The organism is Elusimicrobiota bacterium (genome assembly GCA_016721625.1).
GTDB lineage: Bacteria > Elusimicrobiota > Elusimicrobia > FEN-1173 > FEN-1173 > JADKHR01.
Map to the genome: position 1 here is coordinate 170,215 of JADKHR010000001.1, position 15,082 is coordinate 185,296.

The window sequence follows — 15,082 nt, forward strand, 5'->3', positions numbered from 1 at the left end:
GAGCCGATTTGAAGAAAATCTTAACCGGAGGCCAAATCCAGCTGGGCGGCAAATGGGTGGCCATATCGGGGGTCGACCTGAACGGCGGGTTTTCCCTAACCGTCAAATCGGGCGAAAATGGTTTTGAAATCGCCAGAGGCGTGCGAGTGTTTTCCGAGGGCGAAAAAGGCATTGGAGTCCGGTTAGGACAAAACGGGGATTGGCAGTTGTCCGACGGGAAGGGGAGCATTTCGGTTTCGGAATACAACCGAGCCGTGGGGGATAAAGGGTACCGGTTGATGGAAGGCGAAGGGCAACCGAAAGAAATTCCCTTCACATTCAAGGACGGCGCGATCCTCCTGAATCAAAGCCAAGTTTTGGTGGCTCCAGGCGGGCGAATGGAAACGTTGTTGAGCGGCTACACGGGTTCTGTCACGGGGCAGGTTTATGAGGCAAAACTTGAAATGACTCCCGCGGGACTGGCTCCCACCGGGATGCTGGCCATTGATGGACATAAACCCGAAGAAGGAACTTCGGGCGCCGGGGAAACCCCGAATCAATCCCAGGACACTCAACTTACCGTGAAGGGCGACAAAACCCTGTCGGGTTTTGTTTATGCTCAGGCTGGCCAGAAATTCATGAATCTGGGGCAACTCACCTTCGAAAAAGCCGGTTCAAGTTTTCAAGGGTTGACGGCCTTGTCGGATGGGGCGTCCGTTATCCGCATGAAAGACGCAACCGTTCCTGAAATGGGAACCGTGGAGCAAGAGGCCAAGGGCTTGAAGATCACCTATCGGGCGGAGGACGGACAAAAAACCATGACCCAGACGGGTCGGACCTCCAGTCCCACGCGGGAAACGACATTTACGGAATTGGTCATGGAATGGTCTCCCTTAACAAAGTCTTACAAAGAGGTATCCGGGCGGGTGGAAATCAAGCTGACGAAAGACGAACCGGAAAGGGGCCTGAAAGAAGGCGCCGTGATTCGGATCGTTTACGGAAAGAACTCCTTGGGCCAGTTGGCTGTGACGAAGGACGTCGATGCAGTGCTCAAAGGGAAAGACGTCCAGAAAGCCGCCGTGGTGGACCTGTTGTCTCCTCGCCAGGTTCAGAATTGGTCGGTTACGGTGATGAACCGGGCCCCCGGGCAGCCGGACCAGATATTTGTTTCCGCCACCTGGGTGGATGGTTTCAAGACCCGGGAGCTGGAAGGGAGCGTGGGGCAACAAAACGGGTTCACTGTTACCGGATCCTTGACCGACAAGAAAAGCGGGGAATTGATCCAGGCGGTGGCCGTGAATCCCTCTTTGGGCTTGCTGGGAAGTTTCTTTGATAGTCCAACGATTATCGCCCGCTACGCCGACGGAAAATTGACCGACTTGCAAAACTCCAAGGCCCCTGAGGCCAAGGTGGTCTCTCAAAAAGTGGCGGTGGAAGTGTTTAGCCCAAAAACCACCCCCGTCGTCAATTCAAACGGAAGCCGGTTCGCCGAAATGCCCTCTTTCACCGAAGACCCCACGAACCCCGGAACCGGGAACAATCGCGAGCGAATTTCCGGAACGGTTTACACGGCCGCCGCCGGCCAAGGCCAGAAACTGACCGAAAATCAGAAAACCCTCGCTGGGAATTTGGGCATCGCCACTGAAAAAGGAAAGGGAGCGACCCTTTACGGAGCCGCCTCCGAAACCCTCGTCGCGGCCAAAAACGGCATCCAAACGGGCGATGTCATCGAAAGGAGACCCGCCAGCCAAGATCTGACTGTCGTCCTGGACGGAAAGGACCGTCCCACCGGCGTATTCGACCGCCGCACCAACGTCTATAGCCAAGTCAAGGACGGCGTGGCCGTCGAAGCCAGAGGCGAGCGAAAAGCCGTTGCCGGCACCAACATCCTTTACGCCCAAGTCTCCAAAGCCCCCCCCGCCTGGATGGGCGCCCTCATGGAAGCCACCGGGGCGCGCTATGCGGCGGATGGCCGCCAACTGAAGACGGATGGAAAATACGCCTTGGGCGAACGGGGGACCCACGCTTACGTTCCAATCGCCAAAGGGTTCCTGGCCTTAACCGCGGGGACGAACGGCAAATTTTCACAAGTCCGTAGCCTTGGGATGGAGATAAAAGAAGTGGAGAAGGATAAAATGCAGGTAACCGCTGTTTCCCAAAAAATGGTTCTGCGCGTTAACGGGGCCCTGGAGACAAGCGTCCTTCGCAACGTCCTGAAAAACGATAGTTTCTCTCGACAGGTGGACACCTGGTATAAACTCAACGCGGATAATACGCCCAACCTGAACGCCCCCGTCAAAATTATGGCGACTTTCCATACGGACGGAAATGGGTTCATCAAAGGGAGCACATTAAAAGAGCCCCCCTCCGGAACCTACGTTTCAAAGATGGGGGGAACCCCCACTGGGAAGGATGGGCTTTGGATAACCCACTCCTCAAACAACCCGGGAGCCTGGTCGGAAGGGTTTCTTCCCTCTCAGGTTGGAACATTGAAACAGCAAGGGGTCACGTTGAATGTCGTTATCGACAAGGGTGGAAATGTCCGTGTCGGTGAAAATAGCTTAACCGGGAAGGTCACGGACGCCAAAGGAAACCCCGTGGAGGTTTCTTACAGCGTCTATGGCGTTCAATTGGTTCAAGGAAAGATCGTCCTAAGCCACATGATGACGGCAAAAGAAGGTCAAAGTTTTGAAGTGAATGCGGAAACCTCTAAATCGGGAAGCGGAGCGAAGACCCCCGCGAGCCACGGTTTTTCAATTGAGCACAAGCGGGACTCCAAAGATGAAATCGTACCAGGGGTCGCCATTATCACCGCGCTGTCGGATGGAGCGAAAGTGGCGGGGTCCATGGAGTTGAGCGGAACAAAAGGAGCTGTGCTAAAAACCCAACTCTCTCCGCTGGTGGAAGGTTCGACGTTTGTATCTGGGAAAGGCGGGTTTTCCTACAACGGTAAGACCCTCAACGAAGGCCAAAAAGGGCGCATCGAGGGTGGAAAAATCGAGGGGGCCGTTAAGAAGGAAATGGGAATGGATGCTACGGATGTTAAGGCCATCACCGGGAAGATTATGGAATCGCTCGAACGCAACCAAAAAGCCGGGAATTGGGCGGGGAGGGGGCAATCCGTTGACTTTGAAGGGGGAACTGTCAAGGGAACCGTGCGGGTGGACATGCCGACGGGTCGAATGGAATTGACATTGAATGATAAAGCGACGGGAAAGAGTTACGCAACTATCAAGGCCGATATTTCGGGATTGAAAGGAGCGGCGGGAAATGAAATTGAGAAAGCCATGTCCCAAGTGAAAGTGGCTTCCCCGGGAGAGTTTAAAGACCTTTTGGCAAAGGGCCATGCGACGGTCGAGGTCCACCTGAAGGGGGAAGATGCCAAATTCCATATGAATTCCGCTGGCGAACTTATCAATACATCGGGATATAAAACAGAACTGTCGGCCGGAATTGTCAAAGTCAATACGGCCAATGACGGAACGGCGATGGTCACCGCGTTTGTCGGGCGCGGAGACGTGGTCGATCTTAAATTTGCGGGGGGGGATGTCCAAATCGTGGGGGCCCTGGCCAAGGTTGATGGGGCGATTTATACGAAGGAAGGGTTGTCCATGCCAACGGCGGGAGGGGATTCCCAGGGGGGGAAGGGCGGGTCCCATGGCGACTACAAATTAGACCCCTCCGGCCATGGGGATTGGACGATCTCTGGAAAGGCCTGGGTTAGAGCCAACGACGAGGGGAATTTTGCGGTGAACCTCATGCAGGCGGGTGATACCGTTCAATTTGGCGGGGCAACGACGGTAAATTTTGCTGGAGGGGTTAAATCAACAGTGGCCGCCGGGGTTTACACGGTGACGTCAGACCAACTCGTGCGCGGCGGCGTCTTTGCAAGCGCCTGGGCGGGAGATGTAGCCGGGGTCGGAAACATTGTTGGGGGTTCGTTTAAATACATGGCGGGGAAAGGCGCCCTCATGTTGGGGGCCATGGGTGAAGCGGAAACGAGATTCACCAATATGGCCCTTGAAGGGAGCCAAATGATCAGCGGCATGGGGAATGCCGTGGTGATTGATGAAAGCGACGTGGCGGCAAAGGCTTTTGGCATCACCGCGACCGCGGCCATCGTCCTGACGGGCGGAACGAGTATTCTCTTGGCCGGCGGAACGGGGTTGTTGCGAGCGTTCGCCGTTTCGGTCGTGAACACGCCCTTCCGGGCCATCGCTATGGAAGCCGGAATTCGGGACGTTGGTTCAGCCTACGTAGGCTATGGATTGAATAAGAGCGGTGAAGTGGAAAAAATGGACGGATGGGACCGAACGGTTAAAGGAGCCACAGGCCTTTTGTTCCTGGGGCTTGGCGCCTATGGTTCGGGTCGTGCCGCGCCTGAGGCTGGGACTGCGAGAACCTTTAGCCAGACGATCAATTATATCTCGACTGGCAAAGTTTTTTCGGAAGCGGCAAATTCCATCGGTGTAGCATCAAAATCGCTTGCTACTTGGGTCGGGCGGGCTACGACCTATGCGCCTCTGGGAATTGGTGGACTAACGTTTGTTTCAAAGGCGTGGGGAGATCACAATTTAACCGGCGAATGGGATTTGGCGAGCGCGGCGGCATGGGGTATAGGCGCGGCGCTGGTGACACGGGGAGGGATGGCGCTTTATTCGTCTGGCGCGGGTTTCGTCTCCGGGGTAAGGTCTTTTGTTCAGGCCGGAGGGCTTTATCCCTTGGCCGGTGGAGTCGCCAGCGGAACGGGTGTTTGGTTTGCGACGGACGGTCAGCCCGTGGAAAAGAGGATTCAAACCACAGCCGTTGCGGTGGTGATTGGTTCGTTTATTGGTGGTGGCATCGGGTTGAGGGCAGGTGCGATGCGCGCGGTGATCGTCGACTCGTTCCCAGCTCTGCGGTCCGTTAGCCAGGGCCTTGTTGAGGCGCGAAAGGCGGACGGCGCATTGGGAGTGACCCGGCTCCGGGCCCAAACATTCATCGGCCAGCCTTTGGCCGCCGGGTTTCGTTTTGGTCGGTTGAACGCTTTGGGAATGGGAGATTTCATGACCGTCCTTCCCTCTTTTTCGAAAGACCCGATCACAGGAGCTTGGGGCCTGCACCATGATCCGCACATTTTGAGTGTCAATGAACGAGTCCAGAGCGCACTCAGCGGGATGATGATGGGGGCGATCTTCGGAGTCGTTGGCCCTTTGACGCCGGCGACCACGACCGGACAAAGCGGGCTGGGGTTCCTTGCCGTCAACGGTGGTCTCCAAAACGCCATGAAGGCCCTTCCTCTCGTCGGCGAAAGCCTGGGGACGGCCTATTCTATCGCCGTTTTCTCAGCCGTGGGGTCTTTGATTAACTTAGGGGCGGAAGGCGTTGTTCGGCCATTTTTTGGAGACAGCATGGCGGATGTCGTTGAGAGCGAAGCGGTCAATATGGCCCTGTCGGTGTTCCTCACGCCAACGGCAGGAAACCGGAATGCGGGCCGCGTGGCCGCCGCTGAATCACGGGTTTTCAAGGACGCGGAATTCCGCGCTTCGGTTTTAGAGGGAAGGGCCCATTCGGCGGAAGAACATATCGGGAAGGAAGGGATGGGCCAACTCAAGCAGACGGCCTTGCGGGCCGAAACGCTGGAGGCAAAAAAAGCGGTAAGAGGGACCGATACCCAAACGCTTTATGACGTCGCCCAAAAATTGGATGGGGTCGAATTTGATGGCAAGACCCGACTGGGTTCGTTGCAGGGGTTGGAAGGATTACGTGAAACCGCGTCCCCTTGGGGCCATCCATGCGTCAGCCCCAGTTCGGGAAACCATCATGGGTGAACTGTATGGTCGTCTTACTCGGGCCAACGGTTCAAAAGAGGCGGGGTGGATGGGGGAGATGAAACCGGGGGATTTGGTGCAACGAGATCGTAGCGTGAGTCTGTTTGATCCAAGTCGTCCTGCTTTGACGCAAAAGCCGGAGGGTGTTCAAGTGACCGAGGCTCTGCAAAAATTCGATCGAGGTGTTTTTGAAGCCAAGGTGGCCGAGGTGCATTTGACCGTGGCTAAAGCTCAGGTCATCAATAATGATCCTAAATCCTATTCTAAGGTTGAGGTCAAAGCCGCGGAAGTTCTTTTGGCGAAGGTCGAATCTCTAAGGCTGGCGGAGAAAACCGCAAAAGCGGAATACCTTGCCGCCGCTGACAACGCCAAAAAAGAAACCACACCATTGAATCAAGCCATCGCGGACCTGAAAAAAGCCGAACACCAAGTCCTCGAGGGCGGCTTAAATGCCTTGGTTCTACCTGGCGCAAAACTCAACATTCTTCAAGGTTTTTATGAAGGGCTGGTTGTTCGCCGTCAAGCCGCCTTTCAAAAATATCAACTTGAGGCTGAGAAAAGTGGAATTGAAAAGGAAGTTCGATCCGCAACCTCCGGCGATGCTGTGGCCGCCGCCGTTGCGAAAGCCCAAGGCCCCGTGCCGGTGGGTGAGATTTCCATTGTTGGAAAGATGGATGGACGTAGACTTGAAGTGCTTAAAGAACATGCTTTAGCATACGTGGAGGATGTGTTTTCCATTCGAAAAGCGCAAAACAAGGGGCCCATGAGCCAGGCGTCCTTTGACCGGATGACGAAAGAAATGGTTGTTAAATATGAGATGCTGAGCGAATTGGCCAAAAACGAAAGAGATGGCCAATTGGACCCAGACACGGTGGCTAAGATCCGTAAAGAATTGGGGGGAACGCTATGGCAAGCGAAAGCCATGGAGTTGAAGGGTGTTTCAAAAGCCGATGCGGACTCGCTTGTGGCTTATGGGGAATTTATTAAATCGAAGATAAGCGAAGTTCTTGGGAAATCGATCGGCCAGGTTGATAGTGTCGTGAAGGCCGAAGTTGAGTCCGCCCTGAAGGATTTCGCCCGTGCGAAAAAAGACGGTTCGGATATTCCTCTCCCCCTCTACGACTTTTCCATTCAGTCCTTTCTTCAGGAGAGGGGAATCCAGGCTGAAAAGGGAGGCGTGGTCGACCACCTTCAAGCGTTGGAGCAGGTTCTTGAACGGTATGGGTCAAACAAATTCTACCCCGACCAATACCTGGCTCTAAATAGTCTGCTAATGGGAAACCATATTGAAATGGAAGCCGGGGCCGGGAAAACGGAAATCGCGATCGCGTACCAAATCTTAATGGCAAAGACCCATGGAGCTAGGTATAGCGGCGTTGTGGTGGTTGATTCTGAAATTGCCGCCCAGAAATTCCTGGAGCGTGCTTTCCTTGGGATTAAGACGGGACCGGAAGGGAATCGACGGGAGCTGAGCGGGAAGGATTTTGCGAAAGAGTTCGGAATTGAATTGGTCAATGGGACCGCCATGTTCCAAGAACGAGACCTTAAGGGACTGGTTGAAAAACTCCGCGATCCGAATGCCCTGGTTGTCATTGATTACGCGAGTTTTGGCCACTTGCACAATTCGGCCGGCGCGGAGGGTGGCGAAGTTGGGAGGGCGCTCCGACAAATCAATAACATTGTGGTGGACGAAGTCCATGTGGCCGTGAGCGGAAACCAAGCCTATATCCGTGGTGGTGAGGGGACCCCGTTGGGGGCCTCGGCCGAGGGGCGGGCGCGAGTGGATCGGGTGGAATCGCTTCTTAATGCGGTTCTTTCGTTGAAAGCAGAAGAAATAACCACAGACATGCGAGACGTGTCAGGTTCAGATCCGAAAGCGAAAGTGTGGTTGTCTGAAAACGGTCGTGGGTTTGGAGTTTCTGAAGGTTTCCGTAAAGAATTGGAAACCATAGGATACAAAGATCACGAAATCTCGAGCGTGTTGCGGGCCTTGACGGACCGAAATAAAGAAGGACAACGCGACGGTGGGTTCTCCGTCGTGGATGGCAAGGTGATCTCGTTGGACGGTTACGGGTCCATTATGTTCAATACCCGGAACAACGATGTGAACCACCAAATCGCCCTGGGGCTCATATTGAACCGGGCCGTGGAATTTAAATTGGCCGGTGGCGCGGTCCGCATCGAGGACTTGAAAAGCGAACAGAAAATCTGGAGTCGGTTGGGAACGGTTGAGGTCCTGGCCATTGAGGAAGCCAAAACCGACGGCCACACCTCCCTGTTGGAAATATTTTATAAACCGAACGCCACGGTGGTCGGTATGACAGCCACGGCGGAGGGAAGGAAAACGCTGATTGGTATGGGTTTGGGTGGCGAAATCGTTTCCATCAGCGGATCCCGTTTCGATCCCAAGGAAATCAATCTCGTGACGGGCCTTCAGGAGGGCGTTAAAGGGGTCGCGGATTGGCTGTCAGAGCATATGCTTTCTGCTCTGGAACGGCGGACGAATTCCTCTGATGCGAATTGGAATCCCCATGAAAATCTCGATGGGATTTTTGCCAGCCCGAGCCGGTCCGCCCGCGACCAAATATTTAAGATGTTGGTTGATCGAGCCGAGTCGAGCCAGTCAAGCGAAATTAAAGTCCAGGTCGATGGAAAAATAAAAACGTTCGAAAGCGTCATATTAAAGGTGAGGGACGCTAAAGGGGCTTTACGCGAAGTGGAGTTGGTTCGGATTGAACCTGAAACATTTAACGTCAGCGACAAGCATTTCCTTAATGAGCTGGCGAAAAGCGTTGCGCTGGATAATTCGTCGCGTCCGCGCCTTGTGATGATGAACGAACAAGCCTTCACTGGAACAGATTTTCAGGGACGATACCGAATGGCTGTCTATGACCCCGAAGCGACCATGACAGAGACCCTCTATGCGCAGTTGTTAAACCGGATCGGCCGAACGATTCCGAATGCTGACATGCAAATGGGACACACACGTTGGGAAAGTGAAAAACAAAAGTTTGTCTTGGTCGATAATCTCTCGTCGGATGCGGCCAATGCCAAATTGGGGGCGTTGAGTCCTCAAGAGAGGGCGAGCCTGAGATCTTTGTGGTCGGAGGGGGGCTATAAAAATCCTGAGGCGAGCGGTCTTTTGGAGAGAGCCCCCAATGGGTCCAAAGTCGGTCAACTGAGCGAGCTGGAGACATTGAGTTTGCTCGCGAAATATAACGAGGCGACGGATCGGTCCCAGGCGACGGAACGCGTGGTGAGCGATACCCTCCGGGGACGACTTCTGATCATGAACATGAAAGGCCTTCTGGAAGATCCTTGGATCGGCGGCCAAGACAAAGCGAAAGTGGATGCCGCGTTAACGCGAATTATAAATCAGGGCCCGAGCGGCGTGGGAATTGTCCCGCGCGACGGAATTTTGACTCCAGAACAAATTGTTCTTCGGCTTTGGTCCAATGCCAGCCGCGAAGCCCTTCAGGAGTTTAAGGGCTTGCGGGCGAATATGAGGGACGAACGATCCCTCGCCATCGTTGATGGGTTTATCAAAAATATTGAAACCGCTAACAAAGAGTTCGGGACAAAAACCCTCGGCTCGGTCAATGCGGTTCGTGTTGAAAAAGGACAACAAAAGGTTGGTTCCTTAAACAAGGCGGAGACCGTCTTAGAATTGGCCATGGTCGCCAAAGAAATGGCCCATGATTTGGTGGCCCGCAAAGAGAGCGACGGGTCGGCCAATCTTGATCGCACCGTTCAACAGGTCAGCCAAGCCGTGACGGCCGCCCGGGGGCGAGAGGTGACGGTGAGCGAATCCAGCGTTTTGGAACAACAACTGGGTTCTTTCGCATCGGACCAAATTCGTGGGCCGTCCGCCCGTCTGGCGGGAACCTTGCAAGGCATGATTGGCGTCGGAAGCAACATTGCCTTGAGTAATGCCCTTGGGGTTTTGGCCAGCGGGACCTTTAACGGGGATTCGGTCGATTCTCTCAGTGATCAGGATATTGTGGGAAAGGTTTATGATCTTGGGATGGGGTTAGACAATGACCAGCAACGCGATGTTCTGGCCATGGCCTTAAACCCAACCCTGAATTGGCAGGAACTTTCCCGGGTGAACGGTGGTTATCTAATTCTCGGCCAAGACGCCAATTTGGCGAAGGCGGCAGACTTCAAATTGGTTTCTCGTGCCGACGGCGTCCAGCAAATCCTTAAAGAAAACACGGGAATTCAACGCTGGACAGCGGTTCCGTTGGCCTATGCCAGGGCCTTCTTCTCCTCATTCCGCGGAGAAAAAATCAGCGGCCGTGCCGCTCTGGCGACCAATGAGTATTTGTTGGGGGATACCAGTTGGCGGGGTTCTTTCCGCTTTCCTGTGGCGAAAAGCGATCGTGCGCTCGCCATGAAGATTATGTCAGGGGATCGGCAAGCGAGCGTTCCGCAGATCAACGCGCTGGTGGCGGCGTTCGGCGGTTCCGATCATTCAAAACAACAGGCGGTTCGCGCCGCTCTCCTTGGGGTGACCTCCCAGAAATGGGATAAGGCCATGGGGGTTTACAACCAAGAGGTGAGTTTCATAAAAAGCCAAGATGAGGCGCTATCCGCTCGCGCCGCGTCGAGTCTTCAAATGGCGGATGTTTTGTCCCCAAGTTTTGAAAACGGGGCGGTTCGGGCGCAGGTTCTTCAATCGCGACTCGAGACGGCACCCGCTTCAGACGCTCTTTGGAAATCGTTCCGGTTTACGACGACCGCCGCTGGAACCCTTGGTGGACTCGCTGCCGCTTTTGGAGGGCTCGGTATCGTCACTTCTTTGTTCGGATTGGCCGCCGGATTAATGGCGATGTCAAACCCGAAAGAGCCGACGGACAAGGAAAATGGGGTTATGCGGATGTTAAGGGATCAAGGAAATAACCCTTGGGTTCAAATCGGCACGCTTGGTTTTGGACTGGTGGGGTTAGGTGTGGTTCCCGTTGCGGCCATCGCCGCCACGTTGGTTGTCAGCTTGCCCCTTCTGGCCAAAAAATATGGCGTTGAGTTGGGCAACCGCCGGCTGGATGCAGGTTTCTTGTTCGGTGGAATGGGGACACCATCGGCTAATTCAAACCTTCAGAGAATGAACGCAGCCGAATCCCGCGTAGGTGCTTTGAGAGTTTTTGAACTTGAAACCAAAGAGGGCCGCACTTGGTTAGGACATTATTTCCCGCAAATTGAAGAAGCGGAACGGCGCCATGGCGATTTGGCCAATTTCCAAATGATTCGCGAAGGCGTGACTTATCAAGAACTGGTTGGGTTGTCGGACGGCGAATGGGCGACGGTGAAGGCGAACGCGGTCCTTGTTGGGGGGGAGGAATTTGTTGAGGCGCGGTCTCAGGTTCGCTTCTCGGATTTGAAAGAGACGGCGAAAATACAGGCTATGGTAACTAAGACCGTCGTGAGCCAAGACACGCCTCTTCCCCTTCCGGCGGAGGAAAGGGAAGGTCTCAAATTCGGAGCGCAAGATAACCTTGAGCAGCTGACTTATGACCAACTGATTGAAAAAGGAAAAGGACTCGTTAAACAAATAACGGCTACCATGACCGAAATGGCCGAAATGGACAAAATGGACGAAATTGATCCTAACAAGGCCGTTATCCTGCGCGACAAGGGAGTTGTCCTGCGCGGGCTGACGGTGAGTCTCGACGCTATCAACAAAAGGGCAAAATTGCTCAAAACTCAACCCACTTCGGTGCCCGTGCTTTCACCGCGAGAAGAGGATGATGTTCGATTTGGAGATTATCTGTCAGCCCTTGGGTCTGTGACTGAATTCACTGACTTATCGGGTGAGGGGCTTGATCCTACGTTGGTAATGAACGAATTCAAAGATTTCTCGTCGAACGCTGTTTCCTCTGGCGTGGAGGTCGACTCTGACGCCGGACAAACCGTTGGCGTTAAAGCGGCGGCGTTGTCGGTGGCGGGTCAGGCCTGGGCGGGGGTGGTTAGCGCCGGGGTGTCGTTGGCGGGCGTGACGGGGGTCGCTTTCGCGGGGATGACGTTGGGGGCGGCGCCCTTGGCGGTGCTGGGGGTGGCAGGGGGACTGTCGGCGGCGTATTACTTGGCGAACTGGAGCAGGGAGATCGGGGCGAGTCGATTGAATTCGGGGGCGCCGACGGCGTGGGTGGATGATGGGGACCATACGATTCGGGTGTCATGGGAACGGTTTGCGGGGTTGATGGAGACGAAATGGATGGGGTGGTTGAACCCGCTGGGGAAAAACAGCGTGGGGGCGAGCGTTTTGTGGCACGAACAGTCGCACCGGTTGCTGGGGGCCGGGGAAATGGGGGCGGCTTTGGCGCAGGTGATGCCGACGTTCGTGTCTTTGGCCTACAGCGCGGTTCGTTCGGTGCAGTCGCTGGCGAAGGGTGGAGAGGCGAAGCTTCTCTTGGTGTCCGGCGAGGAGACCCAAGCGATGTTGGGCGCGTTGGAGAACCGGTCGGCCATGGAAGGTCTGGCGGGGTTGGCCGCGGCGGCGCGGACGTCAGGGGTGGAGACGGTGGGTCAGGTCATCTTTAAAGTGACGGCGACGGGGGTGGACGTGGCAACGGTGCGGGGGATCACGGACGGGGTTCGGGCGGACGCGAACCAGGCTGTGGTGGAACAGGCCGGAATCGCGCCGGCGGCTCTTTCCCTGTGGGCTCACGTGCACGTGGGGCTGGCGAGTTTGACGGACAAGAAAACGGGGATGCCGATCCCGAGCGTGACGGACCTGTTGAACCCGGCGGGGATCGTGATGGACACGGCCAATAATATGACGTCGTATAAGTGGGTGGCCACGCGGGAAGGGTTGATGGTTCAGCTGTCGTCCAAGGGGGCCGCCGAATCCGAATTCGGGGCGCCGGTGAACAAGCCGTTGGGTCAGTGGCTGGTGGAGGCCTTGGACCGAGGCGAGTCGATTCCGCTGGATGGGCGGAACGGGGCCCTGCTGGGGGCATTGGTGGAGGCGGGGATGAAGGAGATGGGGGCGATCGACGAGGGGACGAAACTGACCCTGGAGCAGATCCATGAATTGGAAGGCAAACTGGCGCGTGAAGTGGGAGGCGCGGTGAATCGGCTGAACCTGCAATCGGCGACGGCGGGGTATGTGCGCGCGTATTTCAATGCACAGGCGGAGAAACCGCGGGCCTATGTGGGCGCCCTGGCGGACATTGAAAAGGTGAACGGAACAGCGCGCGAGGTTTTGTCGGCGTGGGGGATGTCGCCCTTCGTTCCTGTGACCCGTGGGGAGGTGGAGGGTCAGATCACTACGGTGAGGGCGGAGGATGTGGTGAGCCAAACGCTGAATCGCGAGATGGCGGCGGAACTGATCGAGGCGCTGAGCGTCGGCAACGGCGAAGGATCCTTGAAGGTCTTGAACGCCACGGCGAACCAGGTTCTGGCGCCGGTATACCGGGGCTATCTGGGATACGGGCTGAGCGGTCGGATCTCTGTGGAGCGGCGAGTGGGTGGAGAGGGTCTATCCGAAATGCGGATCGGGACAAAAGGGGATATCCGGATTCTCCTCCCACTGAGCCGAAAGGGCGAGGCGGACCCGACGGCAAAGGCGGCGGAACTGCTGGCCTTGGTGAACCTCGAAATGGCCGAGGCGGCGATTTATTCCGGGATGGCGGAATTGTCTGAGCTGGAAGGGCGCGCTCGTTCGGACATTGAAGCCTTGTCCGTGGCCTTGAGCCAGCGGGCGGCGGAGTCGGCCGGCTGGACAGCCCTGGCGGGGGCGGGAATGAGGATCTTCCTGAAAGACTCGCTGGCTTCCGACCTGAAACGCGTGGATGCGCAACGGCTAGCGTTGAGCCTATTGGATCAGGTGGTTCGGGAAACGAAAGATGGAGACCAACGGGCGGAAACGGTTCGGCAGGTGGTGAACCTGGCGGGCATGGGGCACAGCCTGTTGGAAATGACGGGAGCGGTGGTGTTCCCGAAAGTGCTGACGATCGACGCGAGGTCGTTCTTCACCAACGGCAAATTTAATGAGGCGTTGTGGAAGGCGGTGTCGACGCCGAAACCGGAGATGAACGTGCTGATTGTTGACAATCTGGACCCGGGCGAAAACCCAGCGGAAGGCCGTCGCGTCCCGCTTAAAGGGACTGGGGATGAAAAACGTCCGCCTGGCGGGCCGGGGGGTGGGGGTTCGGAACGGGAAGATTTACTTGGAAGATCTGATGAAAACGATCCCGGCGTTGTTCGGCTGGGACAAGAGCATCGTGCCCATGGTGCGCGTGGGGGTGGCGACGACCGACAAGGATCGTTGGAAATCCCTGAACGGGATCATCCCCGTGGTGTTGGAGGCTAACGTGGCGGCGGTGATCACCAACGCCTTTAAGCAGAGCCGGGTGGTGGATCTGAGCGCGTAGGAGGAGAAGGGGGGCTTCAGTGTGGGAAACATTCCCTCTCCCCTCCCCTCTCCCGCCAGCGGGAGAGGGAAACCGCTAAGAATCTCTTTAGCGCTCTGAGGCGCGCGATAGAACAAAAAAGCGTATTCCTTCTCCTCTCGGGAGAAGCTCCTTCGGACCCGGGGTCTGTTCGGCCCGTCGCCAACGCCTGCCACTGGCAGGCGCGATCCCAAAAGGCGAGGCCGCTAGGCGTCGTCCCCGTTAGCCGGAGGGGAGGCCGATGCGGAACCGACGATTTTCACAAACCGAATCCCTCACGCTGCCCTCTCCCGCGTGGAGAAGGAAATTCTCTTTCAGAGGGCTAGAGTGTTGGTTTTGCCCCTTGTCTAGGTGTTGAACTTCTGATACACTTGGGGAAAGGAGAATTAACCTATGCCCGCTAAAAATCCCCGCGTCATGGTGGTGATGGAACAGCCGTTGTATTACACGGTTTGCCGGAAAGCGAAACGAGACGGTGTTTCGCTATCGACGGAGATGCGCGATTTGGTTCGACAGGCGCTGGAGGACAACGAAGATATTATTTGGAGCCAGGTGGCCGATAAACGAACGGCTCGGCGTTCCTCTCCTCCCTCTGTGTCTCACAAAGCCTTCTGGAAGCGTTTGGGCATTTGATGCCGTATGAGATTGCCTATCTCCCGGAATGTTGGGAGGATGTGGAGTCCATCTCCCGGGATGATCTGAGGAGGATCAAAAACGCCATTGAGAAGCGGTTGGCGTTGGCTCCTGATAAGCTGGGGCGGCCCTTGCGGGGGGACTTAAAGGGTCGTTGGCGGATGCGGATAGGGGATTATCGAATTATTTATTCCATTAACGCAAACAGAGTTCTCATCCTTCTCGTTGGCAACCGGCGCGATATTTACGGCAGGTAATAAAAAAAAG

At 55.9% G+C, this 15,082-nt stretch carries 4 protein-coding genes; all 4 read left to right on the forward strand.

The annotated features are described in order from the left end of the window. The first annotated feature begins 8 nt into the window (after positions 1 to 8). Positions 9 to 5,789, forward strand: a complete 5,781-nt coding sequence (locus tag IPP35_00635) for a hypothetical protein (protein MBL0057649.1) — start codon at positions 9 to 11, stop codon at positions 5,787 to 5,789. Continuing rightward, complete coding sequence (locus IPP35_00640) at positions 5,782 to 14,103, forward strand: DEAD/DEAH box helicase family protein (GenBank protein MBL0057650.1); 8,322 nt, start codon at positions 5,782 to 5,784, stop codon at positions 14,101 to 14,103. The genes IPP35_00635 and IPP35_00640 overlap by 8 nt, the downstream gene beginning before the upstream one ends. Positions 14,104 to 14,575: 472 nt before the next feature. Continuing rightward, complete coding sequence (locus tag IPP35_00645) at positions 14,576 to 14,815, forward strand: hypothetical protein (GenBank protein ID MBL0057651.1); 240 nt, start codon at positions 14,576 to 14,578, stop codon at positions 14,813 to 14,815. Then, positions 14,815 to 15,072, forward strand: coding sequence for a type II toxin-antitoxin system RelE/ParE family toxin (locus tag IPP35_00650; GenBank protein ID MBL0057652.1), 258 nt, complete (start codon positions 14,815 to 14,817; stop codon positions 15,070 to 15,072). The genes IPP35_00645 and IPP35_00650 overlap by 1 nt, the downstream gene beginning before the upstream one ends. The last annotated feature ends 10 nt before the right edge of the window (positions 15,073 to 15,082 follow it).

Bases quoted from the DNA above. Each gene is read 5' to 3' on its own strand.
- IPP35_00645 (MBL0057651.1), top strand. From the start codon at position 14,576: ATGCCCGCTAAAAATCCCCGCGTCATGGTGGTGATGGAACAGCCGTTG.
- IPP35_00650 (MBL0057652.1), top strand. From the start codon at position 14,815: ATGCCGTATGAGATTGCCTATCTCCCGGAATGTTGGGAGGATGTGGAG.
- IPP35_00640 (MBL0057650.1), top strand. From the start codon at position 5,782: ATGGGTGAACTGTATGGTCGTCTTACTCGGGCCAACGGTTCAAAAGAG.